Raw genomic sequence first — 19,408 nt, 5'->3', positions numbered from 1 at the left:
TGTCAAACGACATAGAGCCACTACCTTTCGGTTGGTGCCCCAATCCGGACCCATGCAATCACCGAGACTCCGACCAGTGCAACTAGCGGTATCACGAGCAGTTGCATGGCCAGTTCGATACCAGCATCTGAGATTACGAACCCCAACAGGGCCGGAACGCCCGCTATCCCGAGCGTTGACACCACTAAACTGAGGCTGTTGATGGGTGCGCTGTGTTCTGGTGCGGCCTCAATCGAGTACGCCAACAGCGTGGGAAACTGCCCCGAGAGCGAAAACCCAATCCCGAACAAGCCGACGAGCATGCCAACTCCAGATGCCACGAAGAACGTATAGACGGTCGATACCAGACAGAGGATTGCGAGTCCAGAGATGAGTTCCACGGGGCCTATTCGGTCGGATAATACCCCGGCCACGAAGCGTCCTGGGATGTACGCGACCAACAGGACGCTCAGCGAGGCCGTTACGAACGAAGTAGGGATACGCCCCTCAGCAAACGTCGTCAGCCACGTAAATAGCGCTCCCTCTACGCCTGTCGTCATGAGAATCCCTGCAATCATCACGAGGACTTCTGGCCGCTGACCCACGCGTTTGATTTCGTCGAATGTGAGTGTATCGTCACCCTTCCCGTCGATACTCGGCGTTGGAAGCCACCACACGAGGAGTACGACCGGAAGAAACGCGACGCCGAGCATGTAGTAGGCGAAACGCCAGTCGCCAAGCCAGAGTGCGGCGGTCACGACGAGCGGGCCAATCGTCGCACCCACAGCCCACATCGCGTCGTAGTAACTGAACCACTTTCCGCGGTCACCGGAATGGAGATGGCTCAGCAGCGGTCGGTCGATTCCTCGACCCACACCTCCGAACGACCCTCGTGCGAACAACGCAGCGAGAAAGAAGGCAAACGAGGGAGTAAATCCGACGATGAACACGCTCGCGCCAGTTCCGGCGATGCCAAGCAGAATGAGGCGGCGTGTGTTGACCCGGCTGGCGATGATTCCAGTGAGTGCCACAAAGACCAGAAATCCAACGGTCCCAGCGGGTGCGACGAGACCGAGCAGCCAATCAGGTGTACCGAACGACTCTCGGAGGACAGGCACGACAGACCCACGCATCTGGAGGCTGGCACCCTCGAGTGCGACGTAGGCGAAAATCACGAGCGTCCACCAGCGTCGTGTATCGGTTGTGGAGGTGTTGGTCGTGTCGTGGGCGTGTTCCATTACGTGTGTTCACTAACGCTTGGCTGAAAGAGGTTCTCGAATCGGCAGCGGTCCCGGTCGTCGTTGACTGCGTTCGGCTCCTCTAATATTTGAATAACACCGTAAGCCTCCCCCTATACCGCTGGTAGCATCCGGATACTCAATACGTTGCCAGCCAATGATGATATCAGTGGTTGAACCCACGTGAAAGGGTCGCTCAGCTTGGTAGAGCATCTATCCTTGTGATAGGTGGCCTGAAAAATGGCCCCGGTGGTTCGAATCCATCCCCTTTCGTTTCTTCTTTTCTCACGGTACCCGACCGGGCGCAGGGCAATGACCTGCTTCGACGCAACTGACTTTCTGTGGTGTGATTCGAGAGAGAGCTCCGCCCACAAACGCGGTGGTCGGTGGCACCGCGTGTGCTGTTGCTCGTACTCTCTGACGACATCCGGGATGCTCGGCTGGATATCCTGAGAAGTGCAACTAGGCTGGCTCACAGTACTAAGTGAATAACAAGTTGCATTTTTGTGTTTCAAGTGTCCACTGTATTCTAATGACTCTCGTCTCGTCTGGTTCACCCACCCAATTGTTGGGATTGTCATGACTGGGGCTTCTGGCGTCATAGAATCGTTACAGGCTGCGGCACGAAGACTCGATGAGACACGCACTGAAGTCGAAGACCTCGGTGAAGAAGAGCTTCACACGGTCGCTGAAGCACTGCAAAACGTCGAGCAGATTCTTAACCAGTATGAATCACGTGCGACGGACAGAGATGACCTCAAAGGATACATCGAGTTCAGAGAGGCGTTCTCAGATACGCTCGACGAAATTCCAGCAGACATCCGCCACAACGAGGCGTTCATCGAAGCCAACAAAATTCTCACCACTGGTCTCACATCCTCACTCTCGACGGGTGACTTCGAACAGGCCCGGAAGGCGCTCGAGCCAGTCCGTGAAGATGTTAGACTGCTGGAGTCGTGGCACGCCGCACAACGTGAGTACCAGTCAGCACGACACGCAGTCAAGCAACAAAAGGACGAAGTCGATGCTCGAATCGACGAACTCGAAGAAATCGTTGCACTAGGAGAAGCAGACCTCGATGCACCTACGGATAAACTATCTCAACCCATCGAGGCCTACAATGAGGCAATAACAACGGCGTATGGCCAGTATCTACAGGAAACTCCTGCTCGTGAAGTACTCAGCCTGTTGGCGACTGCAGAGTCGTATCCTCTCGTCGAGTTACCAACGCCACCGCAGCGCTTGGAGTCGTACCTCGAAACCGCCGACGTTGGGTCCGAGCCGGTCTCACGACTCGTTGAATTAGCCAGTTTCTCTCGGTCGAAACTCGAACATTACGTTGACGACCCACAGGCGTTCTCAGCAGCTGTGGGACCCAATCGAGCTTTTCTCTCACAGTTATCTGATGAGGCTTCATCGCTCAAAATCTCGTGGCCACCTGACCCCGCTCGGGAACTTAAGTGGCGAGCGAGAGAGTTGGTTTCTGTTACTGGCCGGTTCACAGATGAATCCGTAGTGGAACAGGCGCGTACAGTTTACAGACTTGCTTCGACAAACGAAGACGAGTTTAACCATCTCAGAGAGACTGCTGTCGCCCGAGAGAGACTCACTGACGAACAGCGAACGCGCCTCAAAAGCGGTGCAGTCGACAACAAACTCGAGACGCTGAGAGCTGAGTCTCGAAGATTGGATGAGTCGTTAGAGCAGTACGAACCTCGAAGCTAGCTGATTCACTCGGGGCTGTGTGGGGGCTTTAGGCTACGATATCTCAGCAGTACTTTCCAGAATAGCAGCGGTTATTCTAAGATATGATGGTGTTTTATGTCTCCTGTGATTCCCGGAATGTCGCCAACTCGATCGCTGTCGCTATAATTCAGATAACGACCTTTCCCATCCACAACTGTTCGTTAATGTCCGTGCGCTACCCTTACTGAATCCTTGTCTGTTGGCCAGTGTGAGTCATTATACAAGTGTGTGACCGAGAAGTTGAGAAGGACACGCCACACGGCCATATCGAGTCGGTCGAACGCTTTACACAGCGTTGAGAGGTACGGGAGCTCCTCAAGACCGATTACTCTTCGAATACGAGGCATTTCGATGAGTTCGTCAAGAAGCATCCGGTACGTCGTATTCTTCCGTACTTTGAGACAGAGCAAGACGATGTGCTGACAGAGCATGTACCGCCGTTTCGAGAACTTCGAAGAGTATCGTGCAACGGCTCGACGAGCCAACTGAATTGCTTGCTCAACGAACTGGAGTAACCGGGACTTTGGGAGGGCCTGCATTCCGCTACACTAACAGCCGAACCTGTAACTCTCTGAGGATTTCAACAGAGCCACTTCTCCCCGTTGTTGCCGTTGTAAGTGTGAGCTCTCGTAGGGGGCGGCTGCTGTTTCGCCGCCTTGCACACGCCGCAGTCGTGGTTTTGTCGCGTCACACTCCCCAGAAGAACACGATGCCGGCCGTCGTGACGACAGTCAGGATGAGCTGGAGCGGCGCACCGACGCGCGCGAAGTCGGTGAACTTGTAGCCGCCAGGTCCATAGACCATGAGGTCCGTCTGGTAGCCGACCGGACTGAGTAACGGCGTGCTGGCGGCGAACGTCACCGCGAGGGCGAACGCGAAGGCGTTGACGCCGAGTTGACCCGCGACGTCGACAGCGATTGGAAGCATCAACACGACGCTCGCGTTGTTGCTCACCACCTCCGTGATGATCGCGGTGCCGAGGTAGAACGTCGCGAGGAGCTGTCGGAATTCGCTGCCGCCCGCGAACGACTCTATCTTCTGTGTGAGAATCTGGATGACGCCGGTCTGTCGCACCCCCTCGCTGAGGATGAACATCGCCAGCACAGTGAGCGTCGCGGGGTTCGAGAAACCCGAGACGCCCTCCTCTGGGGAGACGCCCGTCCACGGACCGAGGAGGATGAGCGCACCATCAGCGCGATGGCAGTCGTATCGATCGAGACTGGCTGGAGGACGAACAGGACGAGCGTGACGGTGACGACGGCGAGCACGACGACTACGTCAATCGAGACTGGCAACGCTACCGGGGTCTACTGGAGGAGTGTTGGCGTCGCCAGTGCAAGGGTGTGCAGTCCGGTCACAGAATCAACTATGTATGGGTTCCGGTGGAGTCTACATAGTAGTACAACTCTCACCGCTCCGTCGCCGAACGCAGGTGGCGTCCGTCGGCCACCGGCAAGGTGCGTGCCGTGAGAACTGCTTTGTGACTGCTCGCCGTAGCGGCCGGTAGTGACATGAATGATTCATTGGTCTTTACAGCTGAAATACGACAACAAAGTCTTCTACCGGAGCGGTCGGTTTCGACAGGATGAATGGTCTGTCGCGGGTGTCTCGTTGTAACCTGAAAAGACCAACTTATGCAAATTCAGGTAGTTCAAAATCAGGAGATGGTCACTTAGACAGACTCGTACAGAATGAATGGGGAGTGGAACAAGCATAACCGTCCAGCGACCCTCTGACTAGAGAGTCACAATGGATATCTCTGAGATACTCTCACCAAAATTCACGGAGTTCGATATCGGCACACCGCTCTCGAAGGTCGCCGGAGCGTTCGAGAATCAGGAACTCGATTCGGTCATCGTAACAGACGGTGACGAGTATCGCGGAGTCGTCAGCCGCCGACAGCTAGCTTCTTCGTCCAACCAGCCCTCGGCAAAGGTCGGCTCACAGGTACAGCACGTCCCGACGGTCGACCGCACCGAAGATGTCCGCGAGGTTGCACGGCTCATGATCGGTAGCGACGCCAAGACGCTCCCCATACTAGATGGCGATCGTGTTATCGGTGTGGTGACCGGCGATGCCGTCCTCGAAGCTGTCCGGCCGTTCCTCGACGCGGTGACTGTCGACGATGCCTACACAACGGAGTTGATCAGTGCGACCCCTGACACCACGATCGGGAAAGCACTCAATATGCTTCGGGAAGCCGGAATCGCCCATCTCCCGGTCGTCGACGGGGACGACATCGTGGGTCTGCTGAGCCTGTACGACGTCATCGAGTTCACGACGCGAGGCGGCAGCAAGAGCCAGGGGGGTTCGCCGAGTGGGTTCAGTGGCCGCGGCGGTGGCGGACAAAATCGTGGTGGGTTCGGGGCGCGCGAAGGCGATGCCGACCGGATGCTCGACCTGCCAGTGCGGAATCTGATGTCCGATACAGTGGTCACGGTCCGGCGAAGCGTCCCACTTGACGAAGTCGTCGAGACGATGTTCGAGCGGGAGATTTCCTCGCTCGTCGTCACGGCCGACGACACCGACGAGCCGATCGGTATCATCACAAAAACGGACGTCATCGAGGCGCTCACCTGGGAGCGCGACGACCGGAACGCCGTCCAGGTGTTCGGACTCGACTTGCTAGAGGGAATGGACTACGACGACGTCTCCGCGTTGATCGAGAGTGTAGCCTCGAAGTACGGCGAGATGAGCGTCATCAAGGCCAGTATCGAACTACAGGAGCATAAGGAACAGAGTCGGGGCGTACCACTCGTGTTGGCACGGATTCGACTGGTGACCGACCGCGGCTACTTCACTGCCGATGGCGAAGGATACGGCGCGACGCACGCACTCCGTCTTGCCGCAAACGCGGTTGAACGCCAACTCCTCAAGGGGAAGACGTACGGCCAATCGAAGAAGCAATCCGACGCTGAGGCTCAAGAGCACCTCTACGGGTGGTGGCTCGGCGGGTAACGGACACAGCGAGCAGACGGTGAGTCGACCTGCTCTGTTGGATTCCTCTGATGTTGACAGATGTGGCGTGCTGAATACCGGGGAGGGGTTCAGCACAGCGGTCGTAAGTAAGTGACTCGTTGATTTCCGCTGTCTGATGTGATATCCTTCCTTGGACCGTCACGATATGGGTCCAAAAGGGCCGTTAGTCGCTGGACTTGGACAAATCTGTCTTCCTATGGTCTCGGAATATGAGTCGTTACGCGTCTCCCTCAGATTGATATGGTTCCCCGACCGCCTCCCGTGGAAGCACGTTGTGAAGTTCGGACTTGATATCATCAGCCGATTCGAACGAGTCACGGGAAGTCTCGGAAACCAACTTGCCTAGATTTGTCTCACCGTCGGCCAATATCAACCTAACATCGGAGAGTTCTTCCGATGCTGTCGTCCGACTGATGGGATACTCAATTTCATCAAGCAAGGTCGAAACGTCACTGAACTTGATTTTACGAGCCATATGGACATCTACGTCCGGCAAGGTAATAAGTGACGTAACCGGTTTGACGAACATTCCCGATGAGTGGGATTCTCGGCAGTGCTTTTCGTCAGCGAAATCTCCGGTGTCGACCGGTTCGATTGAGTTCCCGATTATTTTCAAGAAAGAACGTTATCCCACGGAAGTTCCGGAAGCTATGCACACATGAAATTTGGGAGGCCGACCACACGTATTGTCCCACAATCAGACGGGTGGAGTGGCAAGTGATCCCGACGGTGGAAGATGTCTCTCTTGATATTTGTGCCTGCCGTGGGAGACTCGTGGCCTGCATTCAGCACGGCCTCAACAAACTATCAGCAACAGAGGGTTTCAACAGAGCCTCTACAATTGAAGTTCTGTTCCGGATTGAGAACCCGAGAACGCTCTATTACCACGATGTATTTGAATGTGACCCTGAATACTACTGAAGGCGTTCAACAACGTCGGTCAGCTATTCTTCGCTGAGCAGACGGACAAAAAGGAGGTGTAAGCTAATAGCGTGGCCGCCGTACGTAACAGGCAATGCGGTCATACCACCATGGAACGAAGTCGTTCATCGATTTCATGAGCACTTATCTCCAGGACCATCCCAAGCGCTGTCCAGTGTGCGGGAACGAAGCCCGCTCCCAGTCGGAGTGGCGGATGGAAAAGCGCGATGAGGACGGTCTCCACTTCGTGCACACCTGTCCGGAGTGTGGAGCCGAGGAAGACGTATTTTTAAATCTCGCACCCGAACACGAGCGAACCAGACATTAGTTGCACACCGATACCGATTTGGTAAAAGTGGTGAGACGAATCGTCAGCTCTGCGTTTGACGGGTAAATTCGTGGAGCTTCTCTTCGATGAGTGTTGCGACGCGCTCGCTGTATTTCCAGAGCGCTGCATTGAGTCGCTCTTCGGTCTCGTCGTCGAGACCGTCTCCTCCACGAAGGACGGAGTCTTTGCTGATCTGTGGGTGATAGACACAGACCACACCGAGGGAGGTATCCGAACTCGAGGTCCCCGCTGTGTGGATCCCGTATTGGTCAGTTCCCCAGACACCATCGCCGCCCTCTCGCTCCAGTTCAGAGTCGAGCGCATCGAGCAGTTGTATCTCTTCGGAGGAGAGGATGGGATCGTCACCTTCGAACAGTTCAGTGTACGCCTCCATTCGGGCATTTTTCGTCCACCGGTCCAACTGGGAACGCGCCCGTAGTACAAGTTGTCGTTCGTCAGGAAACTCGGCCATAGTCGGTAGAGAACGGCCAAGCGAATTAACGTTCGTATGCCTGCGGTCGATGGGTAACGGTGGTTCCATCACTGAAGCACCCGATACATCTCCGTCGCATTGCTGTTCGCTGTGATCGGTGTGTTTTCGTTCAACGTCATCTTCCTCCTCGTCGCACTGTTCATCTACGGGGCGGCGACCTCCGAGTCCCGCACGACGGCACTCGAAGATTTGCTCGCTGGACTCACCGTCGCGGACGTCATGACGCGTGATCCACGCACCATCCCTGCCACTTCGACAGTCGCCGAGTTCGTCGATCAGATGCTCGCCGATCGGCGAACCGAGTATTGTGTCACCAACGAGACGGGCGCCACTGTCGGTGTCGTCTCACTGCAACACCTGAACAACGTCGACCAGCACAACCGTGCAACCACTCTGGTTGCCGACGTGATGGTCGGAGAACCACTAACTGTGCAGGCGACGGCAAGTGCCTTCGACACACTCGTGGAGAGCAGCACCACGAAGACATCGTACGCACTCGTCGAGGAAAACGGTTCAGTTGTGGGGGATGCTCTCACAGGCCGATTACGCGAGGGCGCTCGAACTGCGGCGAGGAATCGGTCCGGCTGGCGAACGTGGGCAGTCCCCGCCGACGGCTGAGACCGGTGACAGATCTGTCTCCGGGCGTTTGTGAGGATGCATTCGATCCTCTCGGATCACACCACGTCACGCGTGTCGCCGGGATCTACTCTGAACGTACCCTTGGTGCTCGATATGGCTGGCATCTCGGTGCGGTGCAGTCCACTCCGCAGACGGACAGGAGTCGACGGCTCCCCTGTGAGTTAACCTCTTGCACATCCAATTCACACGGGTATGGACGTAGTCGACCCGTCGACTGGCGAGCGAATCGAATCGTACGCTGAACATACCCAATCGGAGGTCGAAAAAGCGCTCAGTCGGGCGAATGCAGCGTTCGAAGACTGGCGCCTCCGGCCGGTTCGGGAACGCGAAGAACTGCTTGCGGCTGCCGGTGAGGTCCTGCGGGAGAACAAACGCAAGTACGCCGAAACGATGACTCGCGAGATGGGAAAACCGGTCTCGCAAGCTATCGCAGAGGTCGAAAAGTGCGCGTGGGGCTGTGATCACTACGCGGAACATGCGAGCGCGTACCTGGAACCCGAGGGACACCCCAGTCCACCGGGAGCGGCGGTCGAGACTGTCTACGAGCCACTGGGACCGGTCCTCGCAGTAATGCCGTGGAACTTCCCGTTCTGGCAGGTGTTCAGGTTCGCCGCCCCCTCGCTGACGGCGGGCAACGTCGGGTTGCTGAAACACGCCTCTAACGTCCCCGGCTGTTCGATGGCAATCGAGGAGGTGTTTCGTGAGGCTGGCTACCCCGAAGGGGTCTTCCAGTCACTGTTGGTCCCGTCGGATCTCGTTGAGGGGATCCTCGCGGACGACCGCGTCCGGGCCGCGACACTGACCGGAAGTGGACCGGCCGGGAAGGCCGTCGCGTCGACAGCGGGCGAACACCTCAAGAAGACAGTGCTGGAACTCGGTGGAAGCGACCCGTTCATCGTTCTCGACGACGCAGATATTTCGGCCGCCGCGGAGACCGGCGCGTGGGCGCGAAACCAGAACGGTGGGCAGTCCTGTATCGCAGCCAAACGATTCATCGTTCACACGGACGTGTATCAGGCGTTCCTCGACCGGTTCACCGAGGTGGTCTCGTCACTCACGGTTGGCGATCCGATGGACGAGGAGACCGACGTCGGTCCACAGGCCCGTCAAGATCTCCTGGAGGACCTCCACGGACAGGTAGAGGCGAGCGTCGAGGCGGGTGCACGGGTCGTCACAGGTGGTGAACCCCTCGACCGGCAGGGTGCGTACTACCCCCCGACAATCCTCGCCGATATCCCTGAGGGCTGCCCGGCCGACAGCGAGGAGACGTTCGGTCCCGTCGCCGCCGTCTACGAGGTCCCAGACGAGACCGCGGCGGTCGCGAAAGCCAACGACACGGAGTTCGGTCTGGGTGCGAGCATCTGGACCGAAGACCGTGAGCGCGGTGAGCGACTCGCTCGACAGATCGACGCTGGTAACGTGTATGTGAATCAGCTAGTGAAGTCCGACCCACGGGTCCCGTTCGGTGGGGTCAAGGAATCTGGCTACGGCCGAGAACTCTCGAATGCGGGCATCATGGAGTTCGTCAATCGCAAGACCGTCTGGGTGGAATGATGAAGGCATCCGACCTCCTCGTCAGGTGTCTCGAAACAGAGGGTGTCGAGTACGTGTTCGGGCTCCCCGGAGAGGAACTCGAGGCCCTGCTGTTCTCACTTCGAGATTCAGACATTCAGTTCATCCCGGTTCGACACGAACAGGGTGCGGCGTTCATGGCTGACGTCCACGGCCGGTTGACAGGCGAAGCTGGTGTCTGCCTCTCCACGTTGGGACCGGGTGCCACGAATCTTCTCACGGGTGTCGCGGACGCCCATTTGGACAAGTCCCCACTTGTCGCGATTACGGGACAAGGGGGGCTCGAACGTCTCCACCAGGAGAGCCACCAAGCCCTCGACATCGTCCACATGTTCGAGCCGGTCGTGAAGTGGAACACACAGATCACCGATGCCGAGATCATCCCGGAGTCAGTACGCAAGGCGTTCAAGCTCGCCGAGTACGAGAAACCCGGTGCGACCCACCTCGAGTTCCCCGAGGACGTAGCAGCACAAGAGCTCGATGCAGAGCCGCTCCCAATTCGGCCACGTGTGCGACGGGCTGCCCCCGACGAGCGGTCGCTCGACCGCGCCGTCGAACTCCTCGAGAACGCAGATACCCCGCTGGTGTTAGCCGGTAACGGTGCCGTCCGAACGTCAACATCGAACCGGTTGCGAGAGCTGGTCGACCACGCTGGGATGCCCGTCGTCGCGACGTACATGGGGAAGGGAGCGGTCTCGGATCGGCTCGACGATTCGCTGATGACGCTCGGTTCTGGACCGCAGTCCGAGGCATCCACGGCAATCTCCCGGGCCGATTGTGTACTCGCAGTCGGCTACGACATCGCTGAGCACGACCCTCGCTCGTGGAACGCCGACCTCGATAAGGCCATCATCCACGTCGATCACGAACCTGCTGAAGTATACCGACACTACAATCCTGACGTGGAAATTGTCGCTGACATCTCGGCCGTCCTCCGAGAGCTACGGATGCGTCTCGAATCAGCGCCTGGGCCAGAGTGGTGCCAGGACCTGCGTGAGCGAATCGTCGCAGACGTGCAACGAAAACCCGACTCAGACGACCCGCTCTCGGTGAAACGGACGCTTCCGTTCCTCCGGGAGGCGATGGCTGACGAAGACATTCTGCTCTCCGACGTTGGGAGTCACAAGATGGCAATCGCACAGAATTTCCCCACCTACGAACCCAACACGTGCATCATCTCGAACGGGTTGGCAAGTATGGGAATCGCCGTCCCTGGCGGAATCGCTGCCGATCTCGCGACCGATGCGAACGTCGTCGTCGCGACCGGCGACGGTGGGTTTCTGATGAATGCAGCCGAGATAGAGACGGCAACCCGCCTCGACCTCGGGTATACGATCGTCGTGTTCAACGATGACGACTACGGCCTCATCTCGGAGAACCAGCTCGCACACACCGGTGAACACTTCGGGACCGAACTGACGAACCCTGACTTCGAGCGATTCGCCGAGAGCTTCGGAATCGATAGCTACCGGCCAGAGACGTGGTCCGAGGTGGAGACTGTCCTCGAAAGTGTTGTTCCTGCGAACGAGATGTCCCTGGTCGAAATCTCGCTTGGGTAGCAGGGATAACTATCTTTTCTTCTGCATCCCACATTTACGGCTATGACGAGAGATGTAGATGGCCAAGTCAAACCATCTACTCGAACATTACCGCTCCCGATGGGAACCCACCAATGAGTGAGAGACCGGTCCGTATCGGTATCAGACGCCGGGTCGAAGATCACGTGGAGACTGGGGACGAGGAGTAAGCGACGAACACGCGGCTCCACAGTATCCGGAGGACGGGTGTCCGCATACTATTATTGGGCATCGGGGTGATACACACTACCATGGTTGAGCAACCAAACCGTGGAGAGACACCCAAAACCAAAGAATCGGATACACGAGATGAGATCCGGACGATCGCCTTCCGATTGCGCGAGATACAACGGCTCATGAGTATGCGAGTCCAGCAGGAGAACCGCCGACTCGAAGCAGAAGGCATCGACCCGATTACAGACGCGACGTTTTTCAAGCAGACCGAAGGACACCGGCTGACCTCAGAGAACGCAATCCGATATCTAATCGAGACGCTCGCCGGATTGGATATCTTCCAGGAGGCGTCCGTGACTCTCGCCGATGGAACCACCATACACGGGCGGGTCAATCCGATCACGTACACTCCACACGAACGGCTTCTGTTAGAAATTCGGCCACCGGACGAGGATGCCCGATACGAACTGCGCGCAGAATACAATGACGGGCGGTGGAGTACGCCCGTCGTTCGGCGGTACGCCGCTCCCGATGACGACTGGACGGAACTCGGAGAGATCGACACGATGCGGTCGCTCGAGTGAACGCAGTTTCGCCCAGAGCGATATTGAGACAATCATCAACACGATGAAGATGATTCCCCACATCAACCATCAGGAGGGGCGGAGCGTATTTGCTGTTGAATAGCCAAAATCTCGGTATGGCTCTCGACGTTTCGATTCCGGACCCGCCATCGCTCCACGGGCCCCAGCCCAGGGGTGAGTACGAAGCAATCGATAATCCAGTTAACGACCCCGAAGACGACTATCGCCGGGAAGATATCAAGACGATCCTGGCGAACGGCGCGTGGAACGACGCTTTCGAGGAGTGGGCAGCCCAGACTGGGCTGACCGCGGCCACCTTCGAGGTGGTCGTCGAGTACGACCTGATCGACGACTTCGACTTCTACTGGGACGCCACGACGGACGAGGTCGGCTTCCAGTCGCCGACGCTCCCGCAAGCGGCTCGTGACGCACTCGACACTGCAGTCGTGGACGATATCGAGTCTGAACTCGACACCCTCGGACGGGTGGTCTCGGAAATGCTCGAAAACGACTACCTCCTGCGTGACGACGAGACGTTCGGCTTCTTCGCCGACGACACATCCGAAAACACGTACGAGTCCCGTGACGAGGAGTGACCGGAGTAGATCACCGACCCGATGCCGACAGTCGTGAGTCGATTGGTGAGTGACACAAGGGGTCTATCGAGCGCATTCGGGCAGACGACGAGCGACCGTTATTCTTCTCTAGCCGCTTCGTCTGCATCTCCGTCGGGCTCGTCTACCGCGAGCCCTAACTCCCGGACGCGCTCGCGCCAGACCTCGTCGTACCCCTCCCTCCCGTCGATCACAGTGGACTCGCCCGCCTCGACTCGATCGAGCTTGAGGTTCGTCTCCTCCAGGAGACGCTCACCGACGTCGTCGCTGACGACACCGGTTCGAATCGCGTCGAGCACGGCACTTTTCTCCGCCTGCAAGACGCGTCGCTCGCCCATCATGAGTTCCTCGCGCCCCACCTCCGGGTACGCAGCGAGAAGAGCCGGGATGACTGTTCGAAGCTGCCTCTTCTCACGTTCGTACTCCGTCGTGAACGCCTCGTACATCTCCGCTGGAATCTCACCGTTCCCGTGGAGCCTCTCGACGGCAGCGAGTGCAGCGTCCACGGCTCGTACGCGTCCAAGCAGGAGTTCGTACACCTCCTCGGCTTCGGAGCGAGTGACGACGCCGAGTCGATCGAGAAGCGTCGGCATCGTCAGCCCCTGAACGATCAGCGAGAACGCTGCCACACCGAAGACCATCGCACGGAGTTCCGCAACCGGCAGTGAGGGATACAGGTCCGGACGGAGACCGAGGACCAGCGCGATGGGAATCGACCCATGGAGTCCGCCCCAGACGATGACGTGCTGATACTCGGTCGAAATCGAAGACGTCGAGAGACGGTTCGTCAGGGCGGTAACTGGGTAGACGGCGAGTGCGCGCACGAGCAGCACCAGTGGAATGGCCAGCAGAATGAGGTTTGCGTACGTGACGAGTTGATCGACCGGTGTGGTGACGCCGATCATCACGAAGATGAACGTGTTCACGAGAAACGCCATCGTCGCGAGGCTGGTGAATATCGAAATCTTCGTCTGGGGGCTCATCGCTTCGTCAGCCCCGCGGTTTCCGATGAGCAGTCCCGCGACCACGGTGGCGATGACGCCCGAGACGTGTAAGTAGTGTTCAGCGATGAGGAACGAGCCGTAGACGAGGATGAGCGTGAGAACGACCTCGGTCATGTGCTCGTCCAGGTTTCGCATCACACTGTAGACCGCATAGCCGGACACGTATCCGACCAGCGCACCACCGAGACTCACGAACACCATCTCCAGGGTGAGCGTCCCCAGCCCGGTAATCGAGAGGAGGTCGGTCGCCGTTGCACCGTCCGCGACGAGTGCGAGGAGCGCGGTGAAGACGACGACACCGACGCCGTCGTTCAGCAGACTCTCGCCCTCGACGACGACGGCGAGGCGGTCCGGGACCCCGAGTTCGTCGAACAGTGCGAGCACCGAAACGGGATCTGTCGGGAGTACCGTTGCGGCGAAGAGAAGCGACACCAGTAGCGGATAGCCGAACGCGTACTGGCCGAGAACGCCCAGAATACCAATCGAGATGAGCAGGCCAACGGTCGACAGTACGAGAATGGGACCGAAGTGGCGCCTGAACTGCGCCAGATCCGTGGTCGCCGCTCCCTCGAAGAGGAGTGGCGGGAGCAGAACGAGGAAGATAATGTCGTGAGAGAGACGAATGTCGATGGTGACCAGGTCAGTAACCACCCCCAGTATCGAGACGGCAAGTCCGGCCAACAAGAGTGCAATAGTGTAGGGAAGCTCCCAGACCTTGGCGACGAAGATTCCGACGGCTGCCGCGATGATGAACACGGGCAGCACCTCGAGCAGTAATGTCTCGACGCCAGAGACCATATCCAGTCAGACGAGTGGAAAGTAATTAAGCGTGGGCAGAGGGGAGACGGGGCATAGTGGCACCGAGACTCTAGGGTTAGCGATGTATCAATCCCAGTAATCGACTTCGAACATCATCGGCGGAGTCGTACGTTTGATCTTCGGTTGATGCAAACACTTCTTCGACGGATTCCGTTCCGTCCTGCGTTTCTATCTCGTAGTCGCCATAGGCTTCGACGAGTTCGTTTGTCGAGGTTGGATAGTTGTGGGCTTTGAGTGCCTCATCGAGGTCACCAAGCCTTCCACCAGGATCGCCGCTCATCGCTTGGTCTTCACGAGCGCGGTCACGTACCTCCTCCCGCTTCCGGTCTGGCTGTTGTCGCTGTTCGTCCTCTGGGTTCTCGTTTCGGCTGCGTTTGTCATCTGGCACCCTCCGAAATAGGCGCTCGATTCGGATAACTGTGTGGACGCACGTCGGTGAGATCGCCTCGAATGTCGCTGCGTGGCAGACTCACCACAACGTAGCAGACCGACTCGTCGACTGGCAGTTCACGACTGGCGACACAAGACTCGAGCTACGAAAGCTCTACCCAGTCGAACTCGAAGAGGACTCGCAAGACTACAATTGAAGCGACACTCAGACTGGTCGCCATTGCTCTGGTTTAGTTCTTGTAGTCCTCGATTAAACCGCCTTGCAGCACGATCTCGACCTGTCGCGGGTTCAATCTGTGCTCGACCGAGAACGTCGTATCCTGCGTGGCGTTGCGCACGGTGACCTTGCGGCCGTTCTGTATCTCCTCGCGAACGGCCGGCAGTTCGAGGGTGTCGCCTTGGTCGATGGCGTCGTAGTCGCTCCGGTCGGCGAACTCGAACGGCACGATGCCGAAGTTCACGAGGTTTTGCCAGTGGATGCGCGCATAGCTAACCGCCAGTGCCGCCCGCATCCCCAGGTAGTACGGTGCCAGCGCCGCGTGTTCGCGTGAGCTCCCCTGCCCGTAGTTCGATCCGCCGACGACCAGCCACGGTGCTCCCTGCTCCTGGGCTCGCTTGTAGAATCCCTGCTCGATCTGGTCGAACACCCACTCGCTGATCTTCGGAATGTTCGACCGGTACGGGAGCACCTCCGAGCCAGCGGGCATGATCTCGTCGGTCGAGATGTCGTCGCCGACCTTCATCAACACCGGGCCGGTGATCGCGGTCGGCACGCGCTCGAACTCTGGTAAGGACTTCACGTTAGGTCCTTTCTCCAGCTCACCACGGGGGGTCTCCGGCGGTGCACTGAGTGCCGACTCGTCGACGATGATCTCCTGTGGTTCGGTCCACGCTGGATACGCAATGCCGTGCGTCTCCTCGAGGGTCCGTGGGTCCGTAATCTCACCCGTGAGTGCACCGGCGGCCGCGGTTTCGGGGCTGCACAGGAACACGCTGTCCTCGCGGGTACCGGTACGTCCGGGGAAGTTCCGCGGGACCGTTCGAAGGCTGTTCCGGCCAGAGGCAGGTGCCTGCCCCATCCCGATACAGCCGTTGCATCCGGCCTGATGAACGCGGGCACCGCTCGCGTACAGCTTGCCGAGATATCCCATCTCGGTCAGGTTCTGGAGTATCTGCCGGGAGGTGGGGTTCACGTCGAAGCTGATCTCGGGTGGGACTCGCTGTCCATCGACGATCATCGCCGGAACCGCGAAGTCCCGGAGCCCCGGGTTCGCGCTGGAGCCGATGTAGGCCTGGTAGATCTCCTCGCCCTGCACGTCCGCCACCGGAACGACGTTGCCCGGACTAGATGGCTTGGCGATCATGGGCTCGATCTCGTCGAGTCGAATCGTCTCCGTCACGTGGTACTCGACGTCGTCGGCGGCGTGGAGCGGTTTGAACTCATCCGCACGGTGTTGCTGGGCGAGGAACCGCTCGACGGCGTCGTCGGCCGGGAACACGGTACTCGTGGCACCCAGTTCGGTACCCATGTTGGCGATGACGTGGCGATCCATCGCGGTCAGCGAGTCCAGCCCAGGGCCGTGGTATTCGATAACGCGCCCGACGCCGCCGTCGACGTCGTGGCGTCGCAACATCTCGAGGATGACGTCCTTCGCGCTGCACCACTCGGGGAGTTCGCCCCGCAGCTCGACGCCCCACACCTCCGGCATGTCCACGTGGTAGGGCTCGCCTGCCATCGCCATCGCGACGTCGAGACCGCCGGCCCCGATAGCCAACATGCCCATCGCACCCGCGGCCGGTGTGTGCGAGTCCGAGCCGAGCAACGTCTTCCCCGGGACGCCGAACCGCTCCTGGTGGACGGGGTGGGAGACGCCGTTGCCGGCGGGCGAGAACCAGATCCCCCACTTCTGGCAGGCACTTCGCAAGAACAGGTGGTCGTCGGGGTTCTTGTTGTCCTCTTGGATGAGGTTGTGGTCCACGTACTGGGCGGAGAGCTCGGTTTCGAGGTGATCGACCCCCATGGCTTCGAGTTCGAGCATGACCATCGTCCCCGTGGCGTCCTGGGTCAACGTCTGATCGATGTCCAGTGCGATTTCTTCACCCGGCTCCAACCGACCCTCGACGAGGTGGTCTTCGATGAGTTTCTCCGTGACAGTCCCTGGCATAGAGTAGAGATACGTCGCTTGCCCACTTTGCTCTTCGGCCACGATTCGACTACACTCGCCCAGGCAGGAAGATACGGGCGGCCGCCACAGCATTGTGAGACTAATTGGGGCACCCATCCATGATGGTCCTCGAAGTGGATGGCTATCGCTTCGTATAGAGGACGGCGAGAGAGCGAGCTTCCTGACGATTATCGGCCGAGAGGTGGAGTCGCCGGTCTGATCGGTGATCAGGGATATGAGAATGCACTCCGGAATCCGTTCATGGGGAGTTACGAACCGGGTCGAATACATCGACGTCCATCGACCATCTAGGAGGGACACGGAATTACGTCTCCGGGCCGAACTATTGGAACAAGGACCGCTTGAATATGGTACCTACACTCGTTGTCGTGGGGTTGCTCGTGGCTGCCTTTGTCGGGTTTAACATTGGTGGGTCGTCGACCGGTGTCGCGTTCGGACCGGCCGTCGGGAGTCGCCTCGTCAGAAAGGCCACTGCCGCAACCCTGTTCACGCTCTTCGCGTTTCTGGGTGCGTGGACGGTCGGTCGGAACGTCATCGCCACCATGAGCGACGGCATCGTTCCGGCGGTGCAGTTCTCACCAATAGCGACTGTCGGTGTTCTGTTCTTCACCGGTCTGGCACTCTTGCTCTCGAATCTCTACGGGGTTCCCGCCTCGACGTCGATGACTGCCGTGGGTGCAATCGTCGGGCTCGGTCTGGCAACGAACTCGCTCAACGAGGCGTTGATGTTCACGATCGTCTCCGCGTGGATCGTTGCGCCACTCCTCGGATTCGTGACTGGTGCCATCGTCGGCCGATATCTGTACCCCCAGTTAGAGGCCCATATGTCGTTCACGCGCTTCGAGCGGCACCTCGTCCAGCTCGATCGCTCGGGCAACGTTCCGCGCCTCCGCCTCAATACGAACGCAGCCCCCCGGGACCTCTTCGGCTCGTTTCTGGTCATTGCAATCGCGTGTTACATGGGGTTCAGTGCAGGGGCGTCGAACGCCGCGAATGCGGTCGCGCCGCTCGTTGGCAACGGGTCCATCTCGATAGAGCAAGGCATCGTGCTCGCCGTCGCCGCCATCGGCCTCGGTGGATTCACGATCGCCCGGCGGACGCTTGCGACGGTCAGTGATGGGATCACCGACCTGCCCATCCTGGCCGCACTCGTCGTCTCGAGCATCGGGGCGACCATCATCACCGTCCTCTCGTATCTCGGTATTCCGGCGAGTCTCGCGGTGAGCACGACCTGCTGTATCATCGGACTCGGTTGGGGACGAGCGAGTCGCGCCGCCACGCTCGCGGAGATCGCCACCCGACGTACCGAGCGTGAGTTGGCTGCGGGCCTCACCACGGGTGCACTCGCGGCGTCTACGGGGGCGGATGACAGACCGACGAGCCCGACCATCGGCGAGCTGGCGAGCAGTACGGCTGGCGAGCGGACGGGGCGACGGGACAGAGACAGACCGGTTCCCCCGATCGGGGAGGAACACATCGACGAGCTCAGCGCAGAGAGCTTATTCGACCCGGCCGCCACACGCCGAATCGTCATCCTCTGGATCCTGGCACCCTCGCTCTCGGTCGTCGGCTCCTTTCTCCTCTTCAGCGTGCTACTGTAGGTGTATCCTGAGTTCAGTAACCAGTCACTACCAGTATCCGTCACCCTCGGGCAGCAAACACAAAACTAAGACACAACCGACATATCGAGAGCAGAGCAGAGTGTCAGTCGATTTGGTTCGATTCTCAAGTATGCACGGTTCGCTCGAACCGCTGTATCCCCTCGTCGCTGCCGGCGACGAACACCTCATCCCCCGGCTCAATTATGGTGTGTTCGTCTGTGGAGACTGTTCCGTCACGAACCAGCCCGACTACGGTCCACCGGCGCTCAGAATCGCGACGAACGGTCGCTAGTGACTCACCCACGAACGGTGCTGCGTCGGCCTGAACGAGTCGGAACTAAGCATTTCAACAAAGCCGAAAAGACCGGGTATTGACACAGCCTCATCTGCGCCCTGGTAGAGCCGTTATGTGCGATTCACGGAGGATTCGAATGAAGTACCACGAGGGTTCTAGCTCTACAGCTTGATCGTCACTAGTTCGTAATCTGGCGTTATAGTGTCCGTTCACTTTGTGCCCGTACTCGGAGCCGGTGACGACCACCGACGGATGGCCCGATTCTGTAC

The 19,408-nt window shown here is 58.8% G+C and carries 16 protein-coding genes, 1 tRNA gene and 1 pseudogene; 9 read left to right on the top strand and 9 right to left on the bottom strand.

The window, feature by feature from the left end; translation table 11 throughout:
* Window positions 1-20: 20 nt before the first annotated feature.
* The gene (locus ACK509_RS14715) at window positions 21-1,217 is read right to left on the bottom strand and encodes an MFS transporter (protein WP_410767308.1); all 1,197 of its coding nucleotides are present in this window, start codon (window positions 1,215-1,217) and stop codon (window positions 21-23) included.
* Between the two features lie 185 nt (window positions 1,218-1,402).
* Between ACK509_RS14715 and ACK509_RS14710 the strand changes: the two genes are divergently transcribed.
* A tRNA-OTHER gene (locus tag ACK509_RS14710) sits at window positions 1,403-1,490 on the top strand.
* A gap of 306 nt (window positions 1,491-1,796) precedes the next feature.
* The gene (locus ACK509_RS14705) at window positions 1,797-2,942 is read left to right on the top strand and encodes a hypothetical protein (protein ID WP_410767307.1); all 1,146 of its coding nucleotides are present in this window, start codon (window positions 1,797-1,799) and stop codon (window positions 2,940-2,942) included.
* Between the two features lie 242 nt (window positions 2,943-3,184).
* On the opposite strand, the pseudogene ACK509_RS14700 reads toward ACK509_RS14705, so the two are convergent.
* Together ACK509_RS14700 and ACK509_RS14695 are read right to left on the bottom strand one after the other, a co-directional pair.
* A pseudogene (locus ACK509_RS14700) lies at window positions 3,185-3,502 on the bottom strand (IS5/IS1182 family transposase); the annotation flags it as partial.
* Window positions 3,503-3,650: 148 nt separating this feature from the next.
* On the bottom strand, window positions 3,651-4,142 hold the full coding sequence (locus ACK509_RS14695; protein ID WP_410767521.1) for an SLC13 family permease: 492 nt from the start codon (window positions 4,140-4,142) through the stop codon (window positions 3,651-3,653).
* A 570-nt stretch (window positions 4,143-4,712) separates the two neighbouring features.
* Here ACK509_RS14695 and ACK509_RS14690 point away from each other — a divergent pair.
* Entirely contained in the window at window positions 4,713-5,921 is a 1,209-nt protein-coding gene (locus ACK509_RS14690) for a CBS domain-containing protein (protein WP_410767306.1), read from the top strand.
* Window positions 5,922-6,159: 238 nt separating this feature from the next.
* Here ACK509_RS14690 and ACK509_RS14685 read toward each other — a convergent pair whose 3' ends face one another.
* Both ACK509_RS14685 and ACK509_RS14680 read right to left on the bottom strand, forming a co-directional pair.
* Window positions 6,160-6,417 carry a hypothetical protein gene (locus tag ACK509_RS14685; RefSeq protein WP_410767305.1) on the bottom strand — a complete coding sequence of 86 codons (258 nt, stop codon included), beginning with the start codon at window positions 6,415-6,417 and terminating at the stop codon, window positions 6,160-6,162.
* Between the two features lie 817 nt (window positions 6,418-7,234).
* Complete coding sequence (locus ACK509_RS14680) at window positions 7,235-7,663, bottom strand: hypothetical protein (RefSeq protein WP_410767304.1); 429 nt, start codon at window positions 7,661-7,663, stop codon at window positions 7,235-7,237.
* 120 nt (window positions 7,664-7,783) lie between these two features.
* On the opposite strand from ACK509_RS14680, the gene ACK509_RS14675 reads away from it, so the two are divergent.
* The 5 genes from ACK509_RS14675 to ACK509_RS14655 all read left to right on the top strand — a co-directional run bounded on the left by ACK509_RS14675 (window position 7,784) and on the right by ACK509_RS14655 (window position 12,826).
* Window positions 7,784-8,302: a CBS domain-containing protein gene (locus tag ACK509_RS14675; protein ID WP_410767303.1), complete on the top strand. Its 519-nt coding sequence runs from the start codon at window positions 7,784-7,786 to the stop codon at window positions 8,300-8,302.
* Between the two features lie 213 nt (window positions 8,303-8,515).
* Window positions 8,516-9,877: an NAD-dependent succinate-semialdehyde dehydrogenase gene (locus ACK509_RS14670; protein WP_410767302.1), complete on the top strand. Its 1,362-nt coding sequence runs from the start codon at window positions 8,516-8,518 to the stop codon at window positions 9,875-9,877.
* A complete protein-coding gene (locus tag ACK509_RS14665; RefSeq protein WP_410767301.1) occupies window positions 9,874-11,454 on the top strand; it encodes an acetolactate synthase large subunit in 1,581 nt (526 codons plus the stop codon). The genes ACK509_RS14670 and ACK509_RS14665 overlap by 4 nt, the downstream gene beginning before the upstream one ends.
* 374 nt (window positions 11,455-11,828) lie before the next feature.
* On the top strand, window positions 11,829-12,230 hold the full coding sequence (locus ACK509_RS14660; protein ID WP_410767300.1) for a hypothetical protein: 402 nt from the start codon (window positions 11,829-11,831) through the stop codon (window positions 12,228-12,230).
* A gap of 116 nt (window positions 12,231-12,346) precedes the next feature.
* Window positions 12,347-12,826, top strand: a complete 480-nt coding sequence (locus tag ACK509_RS14655; RefSeq protein WP_410767299.1) for a hypothetical protein — start codon at window positions 12,347-12,349, stop codon at window positions 12,824-12,826.
* Between the two features lie 98 nt (window positions 12,827-12,924).
* On the opposite strand, the gene ACK509_RS14650 is transcribed toward ACK509_RS14655, so the two are convergent.
* The 3 genes from ACK509_RS14650 to ACK509_RS14640 all read right to left on the bottom strand — a co-directional run bounded on the left by ACK509_RS14650 (window position 12,925) and on the right by ACK509_RS14640 (window position 17,222).
* Window positions 12,925-14,646, bottom strand: coding sequence for a cation:proton antiporter (locus ACK509_RS14650; protein ID WP_410767298.1), 1,722 nt, complete (start codon window positions 14,644-14,646; stop codon window positions 12,925-12,927).
* 76 nt (window positions 14,647-14,722) lie between these two features.
* The gene (locus ACK509_RS14645) at window positions 14,723-15,055 is read right to left on the bottom strand and encodes a hypothetical protein (RefSeq protein ID WP_410767297.1); all 333 of its coding nucleotides are present in this window, start codon (window positions 15,053-15,055) and stop codon (window positions 14,723-14,725) included.
* A gap of 232 nt (window positions 15,056-15,287) precedes the next feature.
* The gene (locus ACK509_RS14640) at window positions 15,288-17,222 is read right to left on the bottom strand and encodes an aconitate hydratase (RefSeq protein WP_410767296.1); all 1,935 of its coding nucleotides are present in this window, start codon (window positions 17,220-17,222) and stop codon (window positions 15,288-15,290) included.
* Between the two features lie 368 nt (window positions 17,223-17,590).
* Here ACK509_RS14640 and ACK509_RS14635 point away from each other — a divergent pair, with 368 nt between their 5' ends.
* Entirely contained in the window at window positions 17,591-18,844 is a 1,254-nt protein-coding gene (locus ACK509_RS14635) for an anion permease (protein WP_410767295.1), read from the top strand.
* Between the two features lie 124 nt (window positions 18,845-18,968).
* Here the strand turns inward: ACK509_RS14635 and ACK509_RS14630 are convergent, their stop codons facing one another.
* Window positions 18,969-19,148 carry a TrkA C-terminal domain-containing protein gene (locus tag ACK509_RS14630; protein ID WP_410767294.1) on the bottom strand — a complete coding sequence of 60 codons (180 nt, stop codon included), beginning with the start codon at window positions 19,146-19,148 and terminating at the stop codon, window positions 18,969-18,971.
* Window positions 19,149-19,408: the final 260 nt, after the last annotated feature.

Source organism: Haloferax sp. DFSO60, from assembly GCF_046557615.1.
In the GTDB taxonomy this organism is placed as follows: Archaea; Halobacteriota; Halobacteria; order Halobacteriales; family Haloferacaceae; genus Haloferax.
This window is presented reverse-complemented; position numbering and strand designations above follow the sequence as displayed.

Coding starts and splice junctions, on each gene's coding strand:
- ACK509_RS14715 (WP_410767308.1), bottom strand. CDS start 1,217: ATGGAACACGCCCACGACACGACCAACACCTCCACAACCGATACACGA.
- ACK509_RS14705 (WP_410767307.1), top strand. CDS start 1,797: ATGACTGGGGCTTCTGGCGTCATAGAATCGTTACAGGCTGCGGCACGA.
- ACK509_RS14690 (WP_410767306.1), top strand. CDS start 4,713: ATGGATATCTCTGAGATACTCTCACCAAAATTCACGGAGTTCGATATC.
- ACK509_RS14685 (WP_410767305.1), bottom strand. CDS start 6,417: ATGGCTCGTAAAATCAAGTTCAGTGACGTTTCGACCTTGCTTGATGAA.
- ACK509_RS14680 (WP_410767304.1), bottom strand. CDS start 7,663: ATGGCCGAGTTTCCTGACGAACGACAACTTGTACTACGGGCGCGTTCC.
- ACK509_RS14670 (WP_410767302.1), top strand. CDS start 8,516: ATGGACGTAGTCGACCCGTCGACTGGCGAGCGAATCGAATCGTACGCT.
- ACK509_RS14665 (WP_410767301.1), top strand. CDS start 9,874: ATGATGAAGGCATCCGACCTCCTCGTCAGGTGTCTCGAAACAGAGGGT.
- ACK509_RS14660 (WP_410767300.1), top strand. CDS start 11,829: ATGAGTATGCGAGTCCAGCAGGAGAACCGCCGACTCGAAGCAGAAGGC.
- ACK509_RS14655 (WP_410767299.1), top strand. CDS start 12,347: ATGGCTCTCGACGTTTCGATTCCGGACCCGCCATCGCTCCACGGGCCC.
- ACK509_RS14650 (WP_410767298.1), bottom strand. CDS start 14,646: ATGGTCTCTGGCGTCGAGACATTACTGCTCGAGGTGCTGCCCGTGTTC.
- ACK509_RS14640 (WP_410767296.1), bottom strand. CDS start 17,222: ATGCCAGGGACTGTCACGGAGAAACTCATCGAAGACCACCTCGTCGAG.
- ACK509_RS14635 (WP_410767295.1), top strand. CDS start 17,591: ATGGTACCTACACTCGTTGTCGTGGGGTTGCTCGTGGCTGCCTTTGTC.